Annotated in this window: 15 protein-coding genes; 9 read left to right on the top strand and 6 right to left on the bottom strand. The window is 61.1% G+C overall.

Going from position 1 to position 16,591, the window contains the following annotated elements; all coding sequences use genetic code 11:
* Positions 1–107: 107 nt before the first annotated feature.
* The 8 genes from NKJ23_RS16720 to NKJ23_RS16685 all read left to right on the top strand — a co-directional run bounded on the left by NKJ23_RS16720 (position 108) and on the right by NKJ23_RS16685 (position 8,928).
* Positions 108–695: an amino acid synthesis family protein gene (locus NKJ23_RS16720; RefSeq protein WP_352681203.1), complete on the top strand. Its 588-nt coding sequence runs from the start codon at positions 108–110 to the stop codon at positions 693–695.
* Complete coding sequence (locus NKJ23_RS16715; RefSeq protein ID WP_352681201.1) at positions 688–2,487, top strand: alpha/beta fold hydrolase; 1,800 nt, start codon at positions 688–690, stop codon at positions 2,485–2,487. The genes NKJ23_RS16720 and NKJ23_RS16715 overlap by 8 nt, the downstream gene beginning before the upstream one ends.
* Before the next feature lie 5 nt (positions 2,488–2,492).
* Positions 2,493–3,551, top strand: a complete 1,059-nt coding sequence (locus tag NKJ23_RS16710) for an LLM class flavin-dependent oxidoreductase (protein ID WP_352681199.1) — start codon at positions 2,493–2,495, stop codon at positions 3,549–3,551.
* A complete protein-coding gene (locus tag NKJ23_RS16705; RefSeq protein ID WP_352681197.1) occupies positions 3,548–5,023 on the top strand; it encodes an aldehyde dehydrogenase in 1,476 nt (491 codons plus the stop codon). Before NKJ23_RS16710 ends, NKJ23_RS16705 begins: the two co-directional genes overlap by 4 nt.
* 83 nt (positions 5,024–5,106) lie before the next feature.
* Positions 5,107–6,126 carry an ABC transporter substrate-binding protein gene (locus NKJ23_RS16700; protein ID WP_352448866.1) on the top strand — a complete coding sequence of 340 codons (1,020 nt, stop codon included), beginning with the start codon at positions 5,107–5,109 and terminating at the stop codon, positions 6,124–6,126.
* Positions 6,127–6,192: 66 nt separating this feature from the next.
* Positions 6,193–7,053: an ABC transporter permease gene (locus NKJ23_RS16695; RefSeq protein WP_502902544.1), complete on the top strand. Its 861-nt coding sequence runs from the start codon at positions 6,193–6,195 to the stop codon at positions 7,051–7,053.
* 1 nt (position 7,054) lies between these two features.
* A complete protein-coding gene (locus tag NKJ23_RS16690; protein ID WP_352681195.1) occupies positions 7,055–7,855 on the top strand; it encodes an ABC transporter permease in 801 nt (266 codons plus the stop codon).
* Entirely contained in the window at positions 7,852–8,928 is a 1,077-nt protein-coding gene (locus tag NKJ23_RS16685; RefSeq protein ID WP_352575042.1) for an ABC transporter ATP-binding protein, read from the top strand. Before NKJ23_RS16690 ends, NKJ23_RS16685 begins: the two co-directional genes overlap by 4 nt.
* 590 nt (positions 8,929–9,518) lie before the next feature.
* Here NKJ23_RS16685 and NKJ23_RS16680 read toward each other — a convergent pair.
* The 4 genes from NKJ23_RS16680 to NKJ23_RS16665 all read right to left on the bottom strand — a co-directional run bounded on the left by NKJ23_RS16680 (position 9,519) and on the right by NKJ23_RS16665 (position 13,711).
* On the bottom strand, positions 9,519–10,556 hold the full coding sequence (locus NKJ23_RS16680) for a phosphatidylglycerol lysyltransferase domain-containing protein (protein ID WP_352681193.1): 1,038 nt from the start codon (positions 10,554–10,556) through the stop codon (positions 9,519–9,521).
* Between the two features lie 273 nt (positions 10,557–10,829).
* Entirely contained in the window at positions 10,830–11,552 is a 723-nt protein-coding gene (locus NKJ23_RS16675) for a glycosyltransferase (protein WP_352448862.1), read from the bottom strand.
* Between the two features lie 108 nt (positions 11,553–11,660).
* Positions 11,661–12,434 carry a glycosyltransferase family 2 protein gene (locus tag NKJ23_RS16670; RefSeq protein ID WP_352471919.1) on the bottom strand — a complete coding sequence of 258 codons (774 nt, stop codon included), beginning with the start codon at positions 12,432–12,434 and terminating at the stop codon, positions 11,661–11,663.
* A 113-nt stretch (positions 12,435–12,547) separates the two neighbouring features.
* The gene (locus tag NKJ23_RS16665) at positions 12,548–13,711 is read right to left on the bottom strand and encodes a glycosyltransferase family 4 protein (protein WP_352681191.1); all 1,164 of its coding nucleotides are present in this window, start codon (positions 13,709–13,711) and stop codon (positions 12,548–12,550) included.
* On the opposite strand from NKJ23_RS16665, the gene NKJ23_RS16660 reads away from it, so the two are divergent.
* On the top strand, positions 13,679–14,917 hold the full coding sequence (locus NKJ23_RS16660) for a glycosyltransferase family 2 protein (RefSeq protein WP_352681189.1): 1,239 nt from the start codon (positions 13,679–13,681) through the stop codon (positions 14,915–14,917). The genes NKJ23_RS16665 and NKJ23_RS16660 overlap by 33 nt on opposite strands.
* A gap of 30 nt (positions 14,918–14,947) precedes the next feature.
* Here the strand turns inward: NKJ23_RS16660 and NKJ23_RS16655 are convergent, their stop codons facing one another.
* Positions 14,948–15,643, bottom strand: coding sequence for a sulfotransferase family protein (locus NKJ23_RS16655; protein WP_352502415.1), 696 nt, complete (start codon positions 15,641–15,643; stop codon positions 14,948–14,950).
* Between the two features lie 14 nt (positions 15,644–15,657).
* Entirely contained in the window at positions 15,658–16,452 is a 795-nt protein-coding gene (locus tag NKJ23_RS16650) for a sulfotransferase domain-containing protein (RefSeq protein WP_352681187.1), read from the bottom strand.
* Positions 16,453–16,591 lie beyond the last annotated feature (139 nt).

Genomic DNA, 16,591 nt, shown 5'->3' with positions numbered 1-16,591 from the left:
GATTCCATAGCCGATTGACAAGGCTTCTGGTGCTCCATAGTATGGTATACCATAAGATGATGTAAAGATTTCGGCGTTGCACAGCGCCGTGGCGACCGAGGACTTTCATGAAACCAGCCATTCGAAAGATCGTCACGTACATCGAGAACACGTTAATCGAGGGCGGCAAGGAAGCCCCAAAACCGCTGCGTCTGATCGGTGTCGCGGCTGTGCTGACAAATCCCTGGGCCGGCCGCGGTTTCACCGACGACCTGTCGCCGGAGATCCGCGCTATTGCTCCCGTCCTCGGTGAACTGCTGACCCGCGAAATCATCGCCGTCGCCGGTTCCGGCGAGGCGATAGAGGGTTATGGCAAGGCCGCGGTCTGCGGCACGGCGGGCGAGATCGAGCATGCATCGGCGCTGATCCATACGCTGCATTTCGGCAACTATTACCGTCGCGCGGTCGGCGCCAAGACCTATCTCGCCTTCACCAATCTGCGCGGAGGGCCGAACACCCCGATCATGATCCCGCTGATGGACAAGAACGACGAAGGCCGCCGCTCCCACTATCTGACCGTACATTTCCAAATCGGCGACGCGCCCGCGCCCGACGAGCTGGTGGTGGCGCTTGGCGCTTCGATTGGCGGCCGCCCGCACCATCGTATCGGCGACCGCTATCAGGACCTCAAGGAGGTCGGAGACCTGCATGGCTGACGTCGCTGCCACCGCATGGGTCCGGGACACGGCTCCGGACGGCACCGGCTTCATCCGCGCCGGCTCCGGCGCGCCGGTTCTGCTCATTCACGGTGTCGGCATGAACGCCGCGATCTGGCACGATCAGATCGCGGCGATGAAAGACCATCATGACCTGATCGCCATCGACATGCTCGGCCACGGCGTTTCACCGCTGCCGCCGGAAGAAGCCAGCCTGTCGGATTTCGCCGATCAGGCGGTCCGCCTGCTCGACCATCTTGGCGTGGCGTCGGTGTCGATCGTCGGCCATTCGATGGGCGCGCTGGTCGCTCTGGAGATCGCCCTTCGCGCCCCTTTGCGCGTTCGCGCCATCGTGTGCCTCAACGCGGTGTTCCGCCGCCCCGCGGCCTTGACGCAGGCCGTGCGCGAGCGGGCGGCCGCGCTTGGCCCCCGTGGCAACCCTTCCGCCATTGCGGCTACGCTTGCCCGCTGGTTCGGCGACCCGCTGCCGGCGAACCTTATCGGGGCGGCCACCACAGCGCGCGCCGCCCTTGAAAGGGTCGACCCCGAAGGCTACGCGCGCACCTATCGCCTCTTTGCCCATGCCGATGCCGAGCACGCCGGTGCTCTCCCCGGTCTTGCCGCGCCGGCCCTGTTCATAACCGGGTCGCAAGACAGCAATTCGACCCCGGCCATGTCGGCGGCGATGGCGAGGCTTGCGCCGCACGGCCAATGCCTCGTGCTCAATGGAGAAAGGCACATGATGGCAATGGCTTCTCCTGAAAAAGTGACCAAACACATCATGGAGTTTCTCGACACGGAAGGAGACGCTGGCGTGAAGCCGGAGACGGATGCAGTCTTTGATAGAGGCGAATTCCGGCGCGCACTCGGCTCGTTCCTGACCGGCGTCACCATCGTCACCACGATCAGCGCGGAAGGCGAACCGCGCGGCTTCACCGCCAACTCCTTCACCTCGGTCTCGCTCGAGCCGCCGCTGGTGCTTGTCTGCATCGCCAAGAGGGCGCTGGGGCACAGTGCTTTTTCGACGTCGAGAGGTTTCGCCATCAACATCCTGTCAGAGGACCAGAAGGCCCATTCCGGCATCTTCGCTTCCAAAGCAGCGGACAAGTTCGCGGCCGTGAGCTGGCAACCGGGCCGGACCGGCAATCCGCTGATCGACGGCTCCGTTGCGGTGTTCGATTGCGGCATGGAGCAGCTGGTCGATGCTGGCGATCACTCGATCCTCATCGGCCGCGTCCGCGACTTCAGCCACAACGGAGCCCAGCCCCTTGGTTATTGCAGAGGCACCTACGTCACGCCTGGCCTCAGCCAGGAGGCGCTGGCGGCGGCGCCCCCCGATACGGAGGTCGGCGCCATTCTCGAGAACGAGGGCCGTGTGCTGTTCGTCGCAACGGCCGACGGGATTTATGAATTGCCTGCGGGGCGCGGACTGGGCACGCCCAACGATGCGCGCAGCCTCAAGGGGCGCCTTGCCGCCAGGGCCATAGACGCCCAGCTCGGCTTCCTGTTCGCGGTGTGGGACGATGCCGCCGAACCCTGGCGCACGCATGTTTATTATCGCGGAACGGTCGAGGGATCCTATTCCGACGATCGCCAGATGCGGCTTGTCGACATCGAGAAGATCGCGGATCTGAAGATCGCCGATCCCGCAGTGCGTTCGATGCTTGCCCGCTATGCGCGCGAACGTACGGAAGATGCATTCGGCGTCTATGTCGGCAACGAGGTCGAAGGCGAAGTCCGGCCGCTCGCCAAGCCCTCGCCTTCTCAAATTCCTCTTTCCGGCCGCGGGTGAAACCGATGAAGTTTTCGCTTTTCGTGCACATGGAGCGATCGGATCTGGCAAAGCCGCATTCCGAGCTTGTCGGCGAGCTGGAGGAGCTGGTTCTGCAGGCGGAAGAGGCAGGATTCGAGACTGCCTGGATCGGCGAGCATCACGGGATGGAATTCACCATCTCGCCGAACCCATTCATCAACATCGCCTGGCTCGCCGCCAAAACCAGGCGCATCCGGCTCGGAACAGGAACCATCGTCGCGCCGTTCTGGCACCCGATCAAGCTTGCCGGCGAAGCAGCGATGGCCGACGTCGTCACCGGCGGCCGTCTCGACATCGGCATTGCGCGCGGCGCCTACGCTTACGAATACCAGCGACTTTTCCCAGGCCTCGAGGCCTGGGGTGCCGGCCAGCGTATGCGCGAGATGGTGCCGGCGATCCGGGGCCTTTGGGATGGTGATTTCGAACTCGCCGGCGAGTTCTGGTCGTTTCCTTCAACCACCTCGTCGCCCAAGCCGCTGCAAAAGCCTTATCCGCCGATCTGGGTGGCCGCACGCGATCCGAACTCGCACGACTTTGCGATTTCCAGCAAATGCAACGTCCAGGTTACGCCGCTCGCCTCGGGCGATGACGAAGTGGCCAGCCTGATGGAGCGTTTCAATGCGGCGTGTAATGCCCACCCCGACGTACCAAGGCCGGCGATCATGCTGCTGATGCATACTTTCGTCGCCGAGGATGCCGCGGAGGCTGACCGGCTCGCGCAGGATCTGTCGCAGTTCTACTGCCAGTTCGGCGCCTGGTTCCAGAATAAGAAGCCGGTGCACCAGGGCATAATGGAAGCGCTGACCGAAGACGAGATCGCGGCCATGCCGCAATATGCGCCTGACAAGATCAAGCAGAACCTGGTCATTGGCGAAGCCGACGAGGTGATCGCCAGGCTGAAGGCCTACGAAGCGCTCGGCTACGATCAGTATTCGATCTGGATCGACAGCGGCCTTTCCCATCGGCGCAAGAAGAAATCGCTGCAGCTCTTCATCGACAGGGTGATGCCGGCCTTTTCCGAGCCGAAAGCTGGATTGCGATGAGCACTACTCAATTCAGGAACTATATTGACGGCAGCTTCGTCGAAGTGGCGGCGACCTTCGACAGCATCGATCCCTCGACGGGCGCGCCATGGGCGAAGATGCCCGCTGCATCGTCTGATGACGTCGACCGCGCCGTCGAAGCTGCTCACCGGGCGCTTGGCTCCGGCACGTGGCCGGCAATGACGGCAACGGCACGCGGCAAGCTTCTGGTGCGGCTCGGCGATCTGGTGGTCGCCAATGCCGACCGGCTGGCGGAACTCGAGACGCGCGATACCGGCAAGATCATCCGCGAGACCCGCGCCCAGATCGCCTATGTCGGCGACTATTACCGCTATTATGGCGGGCTGGCCGACAAGCACGAGGGCTCGTTTGTCCCCATCGACAAGGCCGACATGGAAGTGACCATCCGGCCAGAGCCAATTGGCGTCGTCGCCGCCATTGTGCCGTGGAATTCGCAGCTCTTCCTGTCCGCCGTCAAGCTCGGGCCGGCGCTGGCGGCCGGCTGCACCATCGTTCTGAAAGCATCGGAAGACGGCCCTGCCCCGTTGCTGGCCTTCGCCGAACTCGTCCATGAGGCGGGATTTCCCGCCGGGACCGTCAACATCCTGACCGGCTTCGGCCACGATTGCGGTCACCGGCTGACTAGTCATCCACTCGTCGCCCGCGTCGCCTTCACCGGCGGTCCCTCGACCGCTCGGCAGATCGTCAGGAATACGGCGGAAAACCTTGCCTTCACGACGCTCGAGCTCGGCGGCAAAAGCCCGGTCGTGGTGTTTGCCGATGCCGATCTGGACAGCGCCGCCAACGCGGTCGTTGCCGGCATCTTCGCTGCCACCGGCCAGAGCTGCGTCGCCGGCTCGCGGCTGCTGGTCCAGCGCTCCGTGAAGGACGAATTCCTCGCCCGGCTCAAGCGCAAGGCCGAGGCGATCAGGATTGGCGATCCGCAGGATCCCGCGATCGAAATGGGGCCGCTCGCCACCTCGCGCCAGCGCGAATGGATAGAGAAGATCATTGCTGAAAGCCTGGCCGCGGGCGGGCAACTGGTCACCGGCGGCATCCGCCCCGCGGGCATGGCGGACGGCTTCTATTACGCGCCGACGATTATCGACGCGCCTGATCAGACCCTTGCCTGCGTGCGCGAAGAGCTCTTCGGCCCGGTGCTCTGTGTGCTAGCCTTCGACAGCGAAGCTGAAGCGCTTTCGCTCGCCAACGACACGAAGTTCGGCCTGGCGTCCGGCGTGTTCACCACCAATCTGGCAAAAGCCCACCGCATGGCGCGCGGCATCCATGCCGGCGTGGTCTGGATCAACACCTATCGGGCGGTCTCGCCGCTGGTTCCGTTTGGCGGCTACGGCCAATCCGGGCTCGGCCGCGAGGGCGGCCTCGATGCGATCCGCGACTACACGCGTTCGAAATCGGTGTGGATACGCACCTCCGACGACCCGATTCCCGATCCTTTTGTCATGCGGTAGCCGCCGCTGGCCGGAGATGCGCGATCAAGGCGAAAACGACCGATCGCGAACAGACAACAACGAAAACAACAGAGGAGAACGACATGAAACTGATCATCACCGGCTTCCTTGCCGGCTTTATTGCAACGACAGTTCTGGCAACGACGGCCGCAAAGGCCGAGGACATGGTGTTCACCAGCTGGGGCGGGACGACCCAGGAAGCGCAGACCAAATCCTGGGCCGAGCCGTTCACCGCTGCATCCGGCATCAAGGTCATGCAGGACGGCCCGACGGACTACGGCAAGCTGAAGGCGATGGTCGACAGCGGCAGTGTCAACTGGGACGTCGTCGACGTCGAGATGGATTTCGCCATCAAGGCGGCCAAGGACGGTCTGCTCGAGCCGATCGACTTCAAGACCGTGCCGAAGGCCGACCTCGATCCGCGCTTCACCACCGATCACGCCGTCGGCAGTTTCTACTATTCCTTCGTGCTCGCCTGGAACAAGGGCGCGATTTCGGGTGAACCGGCCGGCTGGGCCGACATGTTCGACCTGACGAAGTTCCCGGGCAAGCGGACCTTCTACAAATGGTCGGCGCCCGGTGTCATCGAGATCGCGCTGCTGGCCGATGGTGTTCCGGCGGACAAGCTCTATCCGCTGGATCTCGATCGCGCCTTCAAGAAACTCGATACCATCAAGTCGGACATCGTCTGGTGGGGCGGCGGGGCGGAGTCGCAGCAATTGATCGCATCCGGCGAAGCAACGTTCGGCCAGCTGTGGAACGGCCGCGTCTTCGCACTGGACAAGGATGGCGCCGATGTCGGCGTCTCCTGGAACCAGAACCTGACCGCAGCCGACGTTTTGGTGGTACCGAAGGGTGCCAAGAACAAGGATACGGCGATGAAATTCCTCGCCGCGGCGAGCAGCCCCGCCGGCCAGGCCAAATTTGCCGAAGCCAGCGGCTATGCGCCGATCAACACCAAGGCCAAGGCAGAGATGCCGGCCGATGCCGTGAAATCGCTGCCGGACGCTCATGTCGACGGACAGATCAATCTCGACATGAACTACTGGGCCGCCAATCGCGACACCATCGCCGCGCGTTGGTATGCCTGGCAGGCGAAATAAGCCCGCCCTTGAACCGCAATGGACGAGACGGTTCGCGCCGTCTCGTCCCGTAGCCGGGTCGCTGTCATGTCGGTCGAAACACGCCGGAACTTTGGAACGGTGCGGGTGCCGGCAGGTCTCAATGGCCTGCTGCCGGCCCTGATTCTGATTATGCTGTTCTTCGTCGTCCCCGTGCTGGCGCTGCTTTTGCGCAGTGTCACGGAGCCCGAGCCAGGCTTGCAGAACTATGCTGCCCTGCTTGGTGACGGCACCTATGCGCGGGTGTTCTTCAACACATTCCTGGTCGCGGCGTTGGTCACCATCGTCACGGTCCTTGTCGCCTTTCCGGTCGCCTGGATGCTGGCGATCATGCCTTCGGGACTGGCCTCGATCATCTTCGGCATCATCATTCTGTCGATGTGGACGAACCTGCTCACCCGCACCTATGCTTGGATGGTGCTCCTGCAGCGTACCGGCGTGATCAACCAGACGCTGATGACCATTGGCGTCATCGACCACCCGCTGCCGCTCATCAACAATCTCACCGGCGTCACTATCGGCATGGTCTATATCATGCTGCCCTTCATGATCCTGCCGCTGGTCGGCACGTTACGGGCGATCGATCCGATGACGCTGCGTGCGGCATCGCTGTGCGGCGCAAGCCCTTTCCAGGCGTTCCGCCGCATCCTCGTGCCGCTGTCGCTGCCCGGCGTCGCGGCCGGCGGCCTGATGGTCTTCGTCATGTCGCTCGGCTACTTCGTAACGCCGGCACTGCTCGGCGGCACGTCGAACATGATGCTTGCCGAAATGATCGCGCAGATGGTCCAGTCGCTGCTCAACTGGGGGCTCGGCAGCGCCGCTGCCTTCATCCTGCTTGTCGTCACCATGGTTCTCTACGCACTGCAGCTGCGCCTTGTCGGTGCCAGGCGCATGAGCGGAGGCATCTGAGATGCTGCTCGACTATGACCGCATGGGTGGACTGCGGGTTGCCCTGCTCGGCTTCACCGCGCTGGTCGCTGGCTTTCTTCTGTTGCCGGTGGTTTTCATCGTCCTGCTCTCCTTCGGCTCGTCGCGCTGGCTGGCTTTTCCGCCGCCCGGCTGGACGCTCAAATGGTACCAGGAGCTTTTTGCCGATCCGGCCTGGCTCAACGCGGCGCTGACCAGCGCCCGAATCGCCACCATGACGGCGATCCTGGCAGTAGCGATCGGCCTGCTCGCCTCCTTTGCCCTGGTTCGCGGAAGGTTTGCCGGACGTGAGATCCTGCGCGGCCTGCTGCTGACGCCGATGGTTCTGCCCGTCGTTGTCTTCGCCATCGCCATCTACGCCTTCTTCCTTCGCCTTGGCCTCGGCGGCACCACCATCGGCTTCGTCATCGCCCACACCGTGCTGGCGCTGCCCTTCGCCATCATTCCGATCGCCACCGCGCTCGAAGGGTTCGACAAGTCGATCGAGGACGCGGCAATCGTCTGCGGGGCAAGCCCGCTCGAGGCCAGGCTCAGGATCACCTTGCCGTCGATCCGGATCGGCATCTTCTCCGCCGCGATCTTTTCCTTCCTCGCCTCGTGGGACGAAGTCGTGGTGGCGATCTTCATGGCCAGCCCCAGCTTGCAAACCTTGCCCGTCAAGATCTGGGGCAGTCTGCGGTCGGACCTCAGTCCGGTGATCGCCGCTGCCTCCAGCCTGCTGGTCGGGCTGACGCTTGCCCTGATGGTGATGACGGCGCTGCTGCAGCGAAAGTTCCGGACATGACCCACCCTTTCCTCTCCATCCGCAATCTGCGCAAGGCGTTCGGGGCGATCGTCGCCGTGCACGACGTCACGCTGGACATTCCCAGGGGCGAGTTCCTGACCTTCCTCGGGCCCTCCGGTTCGGGAAAATCGACGACGCTCTACGCGATCGCCGGCTTTCAGGACCCGACTTCCGGCGATGTCTTGCTGGAAGGAAAGTCGCTGCTTGCAGTGCCTTCGCACAAGCGCAACATCGGCATGGTCTTCCAGCGCTATACGCTGTTTCCGCATCTGACGGTGGCCGAAAACGTCGCTTTTCCGCTGCGGGTTCGCCGCCGGCCGGACGCCGAGGTGAAGAAAAAGGTCGCCGACATGCTGGCCCTGGTGCGGCTCGAAAGCTTTGCCGGACGCTTACCCGGTGCGCTGTCGGGCGGCCAGCAGCAGCGCGTCGCGCTGGCCCGGGCGCTGGCGTACGATCCTCCGATCCTTTTGATGGACGAGCCATTGTCGGCGCTCGACAAGAAGCTGCGCGAGGAAATCCAGGGCGAAATCCGCCGCATCCATCGCCAGACCGGCGTCACCATTCTCTACGTCACCCACGATCAGGAAGAGGCGCTGCATCTGTCGGACCGCATCGCCCTGTTCAAGGATGGCCGCATCGAGCAGACCGGCACCGGCGAGGATCTCTATCTCAGGCCGGCGACCGATTTCGTCGCCGGCTTCATCGGCAATTCGAATTTCCTCGCCGCCGAACATCTCGGCACCACCAACGGCACGACAACGATCCGCATGACAGACGGTTCGGTCATATCCGGAGTCAGGGCCAACGGCACGTTCGGCAAAGGCCAGAAGACCAGGCTGATGATCCGGCCCGAAGCCTTTAGCATGGAGCGGAGCCCGGCGAGCGCGGAACTGAATGTCGAGATCGTCGACATCGCATTTTACGGCGAGCGCCGGCGGATCGTCGCGCGCATCGCCGCTGGACAGGAGGTTGACATCAGGCCGACCTCTGCCGCCATGCAATCGCAGGATGTGTGGCCCTGCAGCCGGCAGGTCTTTTTCGATCCCGCTGCTGCATTCCTATTTCCGGCCTGACTAAGCCGCGGTGGATCGCCGCCCTTCAACGCTTCGCAGCGATGGAAGCGTGCTTGGGAACAAGCTGTGGTTAGGTCCATCATCAGCTTCGGTCAGCAAGCGCGCAACGTGATCGACGCTGCAGTCGGCTGATTGGATGGCGGGCGCAACTCCCGTATCCATTGACAGTCGTCATGCTCGGTTGGAAGATGAAGAAGGTCAGCGGCGATAGCCATACGGGAAGGCAATGGTCCAACCGCCAGATACCGGACACCATCCTGGCAGCGTCGTCGCGGTCATCGTCATTTGTTTGATCATCGTTGCTTTGTTCTTCATAGGCTTCAGATACTCAAGGCCAGGCCAGGGTACCCTCGTTATTCCTGGCGGTACGCTGCAGCAACCGTGAATCCGACCCCTTGGCGCTGACGCGGAGCCGTTCTCAGGCTGCCAAAAGTGCCCCGGCGGGACTGGGCGACGCCGCAGAATGGGCCGGCGGTTCGCAGCCGGTCTTTTGCTTCCCGCCGCGGCATTCCTTTCCCACCTAAACAACCAAGCCTGACCGGTGTGAGGTCGACCATACTAGGAGACGACGAGCGCTCAGCCACTAGGCACTAGACAGCCCTGATCAGCCGGAGCAGAGAAAGCGCTTCGAAAAAGGTCCCCTTGCGAAAGGCAAGATAGGTCGGCTCTTCGACACCATGGAACCGGCGCTTGAAGGCCGCCTGCCCCTGCAGATTGAAGCGGGTGCGATTGACCCAGGGGGAGTCATAGGCACGCTGGAAGGCGTGCCGCCAGAAATCGCTTTCGGCAAACCCGCTAGGTCCGATTTCGACAAGCGGCGACAGGCCTAGGGTGACGACGGAAACACCTTCATCGCGAAAGCGGTCGACCGCGAATTTGGTCAGGCCGATCTCGGCATGCGCCGAGGCATCGATGTGCTTGCGCTTGAACGAGGTGGTGTAGCCGATGACCTTGCCGTCGCTGAACAGCGGATCGAAATCCAGCAGGGCCACGAGCTCTCCATCCGGACCGTGCAGGACGAAACGGCGCATATCGACGCCAAGGTGATCGGCAAAGGGCCTGTTGAGAAATTTCATCTCCCAGCGCTTGACGATGCGGTCGGCCCGCCAATTCTGGGAAAGTCTGGCAATCTCGTCGAGGAAGACAGTCCCGTTGTCCTCTGCGAAGGAAAAACCCTTCTTCAAGAGCCAGCGTTCGGAATAGCGCACTGTCTCATTGCGCTTTCCGGAAAAGTCGTGTCTGGGCAGGACAAGCCTGGTGTCGACGCCGAGGCGGTTGACCTGATAGCCAAACCCGGCAAGCACGCGCGCCGTCTGGTCGCCGATCTGCACGAACCACGGGCTGCCGGCAACCTCGATGAAACGTCTGATATAGTCGCGCCGATCGGCCGGGGCAGCCACTGGATCACCGAGCGCGAAATGATGTCGCGTTTTGCTGCCGTAAGCGATGTAGCCCTGGGCATCGCCGAAGTAGTGAAGCCCCTTCTGCACGGCGGTCGAATAGGCAAGGGAAAAATCACCATGGCGACGGACCAGCGCCAGGCGCTCGACATGGTTCAGCTGCAGCCGCGGTATTTTAGGCCCGCGGTTCTCCAGGAAACGATCGAGGCGTCTTCGCAGTGACGGCATGGTCGACTTTCGCGTGCCGGCTAAGCCGATGAAAGAGCTGACGGACCCCAAACCGATCATATTGCCGCGAGCTGATCCTTATCTCAGCGCGGCATGTTTACCCGGCCGGAGCCGCCAGATTCGTAGGCGCAATCTGCCCCGGTCCCGCCCCCAGACGGCAACACGCATTGTTATCGACGCCCAGCGCCTGACGGCTGGTTGCTGCGCCCTTGGCGACACGAAAATCAATGCCACTTTCGGAAGCACCCAGGTCACCTGCCAAACACGATGTTCTTATCGAACGGCGCTCTGAGAAGATTCCGCTTGATCGGAAGCCAGGAACTCGTCGCGTTCTGCTATCCACAAATCGGCGTAGTCGACATTCTGCCATTCGGCAAACCACGGGCCGCCGCTGGTATAGTGGACCGCCTTAGGTGTGCCGACCGCAGGCTTTTCATTCCAACCTTCGAGCCAATTCCACTCTACCGGCAATGAGCCCAAATCTTTGTCGGCAACCCACTGCATTCGGTGAAGATAGGCGCCACTTTCCTGATTCACGACCTCTGGCGTGAGCGATCTGACCGAAGGATGCGCGCAATTGAACAGCATCAGCGACGACCAGTTTTTCCGAGGATAGGACGTCTGGACCACACCATCCATCTTGGTTGTGGCCTTCGGCGTATAGTCATGCTGGACGCAATAGACCGCCTTGTCCGAGTCCGTATATTTCAGCAGGCCTGCGACGTCACCAAGCCACAGGAAATCACAATCGCAAAACAGGGCCCAACCCGTGTAGTCGGCGAGAAAGGGCGTGAGGAAGCGCGTGTAGGTGAACTCCGTTGAGGCGAGCGGATCTTTTTCCCGCCAATATAGCCCGCGGGCACGCATCTCGTCCTGTTTGATCGGAATGACGGAGACAGGCGCCGACGCATGTTTGAGCAGCGAGTGTCGCGCGACGTCGTACGCGATCGGCTCACGGCTGTCCCATCCGATAAATACCCTAAACGCATCAGTCATATTCACTACCCTGGCTTTCGATTTTTACGGTCGTACACTAACTAGTTGGCGATGGCTCGGCAACAATTGCGGTCAACCAAGCCGGTTTCTCACAGATTTGTCCTGGCCTCAGCGTTGCTTTTTTGGGTGGACCGGGCCTCGCATTCCCAATGCGACACGGGCCCATTTCTGATAGGTGTAGCTGGCCGAATACGCGGCCACCATCGCACCAATGGAACCGTCCAGAAATCCCAACCGGAAAATATAGCTGCGCACATAGGCCCAGACCGAGCGCAAAACCGCCTTGCCTATCGAGCTTTTTTTGCCCTCGGCAAGCAGTTGCGCGGCGGACGCTTCTGCGTACCGGCCGATCTTGTCGTGCGCATCTGCCAAGTCGGTAATGGAATCGTGCTCGATCGGCTGGGACAATCGGCTGACCTTCCCGTTCACCAATACCTTCTCGTGCACGGTGTCGTCGCTGAACCGCCCGGAGCGGCGACGGAAGAGCCTGAGCACCAGATCGGGCGACCAGCCGCTATGGCGGACAATGTGCCCGCAAAAGCGCGATCTTCTCGGTATTTCGAAGCCGTCATTGGCTTTTGGGTCGGCGATTGCGGCCCTTATTTCCGCGCCGAGCGGCGCCTCCACCCACTCATCGGCATCCAGCGAGAGGATCCAATCCCCCGTTGCCGCGGCCAGCGCACGGTTTTTTTGCGCGCCAAAACCGGGCCAATCGACGGTCATCAGAACCTTTGCCCCCAGAGCACCGGCAATCTCCCTGGTTCTGTCGCTGCTGTTGTTGTCGAGAACGACGATCTCATCGGCAAAATGGACCGACCGAAGGCATTGCGCGATGGATGCCTCCTCGTTGCGGGTGATGATAATGACCGAGAGCGCCGGCACGGTCAGAAGGTTCCGGCATCAAAGCTGCCACTGTCATTCGAATGCATCTGCAGCATCGGCTCCCGGCCCGTTAGCACACTGAGGGTACTAACCTAATTCAACAAAGTCGAAAATCATTTCAGATCAAGGCTTTCATACAGCGCCATCATTCGCTTGATCATGACATTGAAATCATAGTGTTCGGCCGCCGCTCTCACCCGGGCTGCGGTCTCAGGTCGTGACGACAACTGCAGCGCGTGCGCGAGCGCTGCAGCGAGGTCGCTTTCGCTGGCCGCATCGCAAACGAGCGTCGGCTCGAACCGCTCGACAAGCTCGCGCGCTCCACAGCCGGTGCTTACCACGGCGGGCAAGCCGCTGGCCATCGCTTCGATGACCACTGTGCCGAAAGGGTCATAGATGGAAGGCAGCACGGCAATATCGGCCGCGCCGTACCACGGCAGCATGTCTTTCTGCGGCCCCAGCATCCTGAGCCGTGCGCCGAGACCGAGCCTGTCACCGGCCTGCCTGAAGGCGTTGGCGCGCGAATCATGGCCGATGACCCACAATTCAGGCTCGCCATCGAGCCTGGCGACCGCCTTCATCAGTGCAAGAAGTCCTTTTCGCGCAAAGCCCGAGCCGACAAACAGGACGACCGGCCTGTTTTCGTCAACGTCGAGCCGCGCGCGGATTGTCGCCCGATGCTGCTGGCGCAGCTGCGGGTTGAAGCGGTCGAGATCCACCCCGTTGGGAATATGGTGCACATTTTCCGCCGGATAATCGTAGTGACGGACAATGTCCTCTGCCACCATCTTCGAAATGGCAATGACAGCTTTGAGCCTCGGGCTGGCGTAGGTTGCACGTTCAAGGCGCAGCGTCTGGCGGTGAAAGGGGCTCAGCGCCATTGCCGCCCTGCCAAGCCGCGTCTCGAAACGCCGCCGCTCGGCAAGATAGGCGGCATGAACGCCCTCCCCGGCCCGGAAAACATCGCAGCACGGGAGGCGATCGTTGCTCTGCACCAGCGCCGGTGGCATCTCGGCGATCTTGCGGCAGGCGGCTTGAGCAAAGGACGCCGCCCGCAGCGAACGCGGAAAGCGGCGGCCGGCACAATGGATGAATTCTATGCCTTCATAGCGCGGCCAGTCGCCGGAGAGCACGGCCACCGGCCGCTGACGCGCGGCGAATGCGGCCATGATGTTTTCCAGCATGATCTCGCCTCCGCCAAAAGGCGCATAACGCTGGCGCACGAACAGGATCGGCCTGTCGAATTGAATTTCGGTGCCACGAATGCCGGCGTACATGGGGTCTGGGCTCCGGCCTTGTTGCCATCTGACGATGTCTATAGAGGCCAGCTCGCATCGGCAACACTTGGAAAGCTCACCCGCCGGAACTCAGAACAGGCCTGTGTCCATTGTCCGCAACTGCTTGCGATTTGCCTAACGGTGCTGCATGTAGAAATTAACTGCAAACAGCGGATCAGCGCCAGCTCCAGCCGGGCGGTGACCGCCATGAGGGGAATCGATGGCTTGAGCAAAGCAACCTGGCCCGCCATTGTCCGCCGGACGATTACCGACACCGCCATATATCGGCTGAGACACACCTTCGGAAGACGGGCAGAAGTGTCATCGCTGCGGCCGATAACGCCCCTTAAAGCGAATGACCTGCCTTTGATCCTCGTCATCCGCAACGAGGCGGACAGGCTACGCCCGTTCCTGAAGCACTATCGCGAACTCGGCGTCACCAGATTCGCCGTCCTCGATGACCGCTCGACAGACGGAACAGCTGAGCTTCTGGCCGAGCAGCCAGATGTCGATCTATTCAGCTCGCCGATCACCTATTCGCAGTCGGACCTGGGAAACCTTTGGCGTCAGCGGATTGTGCAGATCTATGGTCAGCCTCGCTGGTATCTGACCGTGGATGCCGACGAATATCTTGTCTATGACGGTATGGATCAGCATCCGCTCGGTGCGATGGCCGACTGGCTCAAGCGGCGCGGAATGACACGCCTGCTGGCGCCGATGATCGACATGTATCCGAGCGGAAATATCTGGGACGTACCCTTCGATCCCATCGTGCCGCCATGGCAAGTTGCGGACCATTTCGACGGCAGCGGCTATGAGGTGACGAGGAGCCCCCGGCATCTCAAGATCACAGGCGGGCCGAGAACCCGGCTTTTCGCCAGGCAGCACAAGTTGACCAAGTTTCCTCTGATATATGTTGATCGCCAGACGATTTTTACGTCGATTCACTCACCGCTGCCCTACTGGCGAAACTATATAAAGGGATTGGCTGGCCTGCTTCATTTCAAGTTCTTCGCCGATTTCAACGACAAGGCGCAGGTCGCGGTGGCGGAAGGTCAGTATTGGAACGGCGCTTCCAAATATCGCCAGTATCATGAGGTATCGAGCGGTCAAGCCGCTCTCAGCGCGATGAGCGAACAGTCAATGCGGTACGAAGGCGCTCACAGCCTGTTCAAAACGGGTTTGATCGACAAAATTGATTGGTAGACGGCATTTCAAGCAGATGCCGAACCGACATCATGCATAACCGAATGCTTTCATAAGCTGGGCACCTCGTCCTTGTACCAGGTCCTGTAGCTCGGCGTTTCCAAGTTCGGAGCGCCATCTTCCGCTCCCGTCATAGATCGGCTGATTGACCTGTTGGTTCCGGAGCACCGCATGTGGCGTCTCGCCGCTGGCGTCGGTCGGCTTGAACCACTGCTGCGGGTTCTTGTGATAGTCGAGGAGATCCGGGCTGAAGGTTACGTCGAGAAAGCCGCATATCTGCTCGACGACTTTGGCCGGATTCTCGACCAGGTCCTCATAGCGATAGATCAGCACATCCGGCTTTCCCCGTTCCGCAAGAACCAGCGCGTTGTCGTTGATCCAGCGGTCGAGAGCCTCCGTTGGGTCGCCAAGTCGTTTGATCAGGGACGCTACGACGTCGCGCCCATCTCGCACCGGCATGACGAAACGCGCGCCGGGCACGAGCCGGCGAATGCGGGCGACACGGCGGATATGCCGCGGTGTCTTTTCAAGCAGCACGTTCTTTCCAGCATCGAGCGCCGCCCGCTTCAGTTTCCAGAAGCGGAACATCGCCAGTGGCGTCCACTTGAAGAAAATGTTGGTTTCCTGGAGCGGCAGGTAGACGTCGGGATGCGACGCAAGGATCGTCGCAATCAACGTCGTCCCGCTATGGCCGCAGCCGCAAATGAATCCGGTCCGCATCACCATGTCGGCAATGCTCCCTAACCCAAGGCGACCCGGGCGCGGTTATCGACGCGAGCGTAGCACAAGCCGTTCGTGCTAAAAACCTTGTCCAGCTTCTCCCAATATTCGAACTTAGCCAACTGCTCGCCACAATAGGCCACGTCGTCCTCGGAAAGATATTCGCCGTAACCGCCTATCTTGCCCTTGCGCACCTTGAAGCTTTCGGGATCATTCGCATCGCGCGGCTGTAATATCTTGCCGTATCGATCGGACAGATCACCGGTCGATTCACTCACTTTCATCTTGTCGAACGTTCGGTTGTTCGCCACCTCGACAAGCGTCCGATCGTCAGCCTGCTGGTTCAGGAATCCAAGGATCGCGCGAAGGACACCAGCCGTATCCCGATGCATATCTTCATATTGAAGATACCGGATTTCGCGCATCCGGGGCATGGCCGCGAACCAATGCAGATTAAATCTGATGATCTTTTCAATCCCATGATTGTCGCTTCTGATAAAATCGCTGAACGATCCCGCTGGAAGCATGTGGCGCTTCTGAACCTGAAAGTACCCTGAGACCACCGTATCTCTTGGATCGCGAACAAGCATTATTGTTCTTCTCTTCTTGTATCGAGATTTATTCTCCTTTAGGCCCGATATCGGTCGAAGTAACTTGTGGTCGGTTCCGTCGTGAATGTATTGAACTTCAACTCCGAGATCGTCCAGCATGACACGTAGCCACGTGCGCCCCGATTTTGGAAAGGATACGATAAGAGGAAGAGGCGGCGCTTTGGCCTGGAAAAATTTTAGAAAGGACATGTTTAGAAAGGACATGGAGAGACCTCCTTTAGATTATCAGAGCTGGCGCCCGAACCGCTGCCGGCCAGACCAACCCCATTACTGGGCGCCTAAGCCTACGGCTGATTCGAACACAAGGCAGAAATGCCGGCAAGAATTGCGATCCTCTGCGGGG

It is taken from the genome of Mesorhizobium sp. M0184 (assembly GCF_040322215.1).
GTDB lineage: Bacteria > Pseudomonadota > Alphaproteobacteria > Rhizobiales > Rhizobiaceae > Mesorhizobium.
The sequence above is the reverse complement of the archived record's forward strand: the minus strand, read 5'-3'. Positions and strand labels throughout refer to the sequence as shown.

Coding starts and splice junctions, on each gene's coding strand:
- NKJ23_RS16695 (WP_502902544.1), top strand. CDS start 6,193: ATGTCGGTCGAAACACGCCGGAACTTTGGAACGGTGCGGGTGCCGGCA.
- NKJ23_RS16665 (WP_352681191.1), bottom strand. CDS start 13,711: ATGTACGCCGGCATTCGTGGCACCGAAATTCAATTCGACAGGCCGATC.
- NKJ23_RS16710 (WP_352681199.1), top strand. CDS start 2,493: ATGAAGTTTTCGCTTTTCGTGCACATGGAGCGATCGGATCTGGCAAAG.
- NKJ23_RS16700 (WP_352448866.1), top strand. CDS start 5,107: ATGAAACTGATCATCACCGGCTTCCTTGCCGGCTTTATTGCAACGACA.
- NKJ23_RS16685 (WP_352575042.1), top strand. CDS start 7,852: ATGACCCACCCTTTCCTCTCCATCCGCAATCTGCGCAAGGCGTTCGGG.
- NKJ23_RS16690 (WP_352681195.1), top strand. CDS start 7,055: ATGCTGCTCGACTATGACCGCATGGGTGGACTGCGGGTTGCCCTGCTC.
- NKJ23_RS16675 (WP_352448862.1), bottom strand. CDS start 11,552: ATGACTGATGCGTTTAGGGTATTTATCGGATGGGACAGCCGTGAGCCG.
- NKJ23_RS16650 (WP_352681187.1), bottom strand. CDS start 16,452: ATGTCCTTTCTAAACATGTCCTTTCTAAAATTTTTCCAGGCCAAAGCG.
- NKJ23_RS16705 (WP_352681197.1), top strand. CDS start 3,548: ATGAGCACTACTCAATTCAGGAACTATATTGACGGCAGCTTCGTCGAA.
- NKJ23_RS16720 (WP_352681203.1), top strand. CDS start 108: ATGAAACCAGCCATTCGAAAGATCGTCACGTACATCGAGAACACGTTA.
- NKJ23_RS16715 (WP_352681201.1), top strand. CDS start 688: ATGGCTGACGTCGCTGCCACCGCATGGGTCCGGGACACGGCTCCGGAC.
- NKJ23_RS16680 (WP_352681193.1), bottom strand. CDS start 10,556: ATGCCGTCACTGCGAAGACGCCTCGATCGTTTCCTGGAGAACCGCGGG.
- NKJ23_RS16655 (WP_352502415.1), bottom strand. CDS start 15,643: ATGGTGATGCGGACCGGATTCATTTGCGGCTGCGGCCATAGCGGGACG.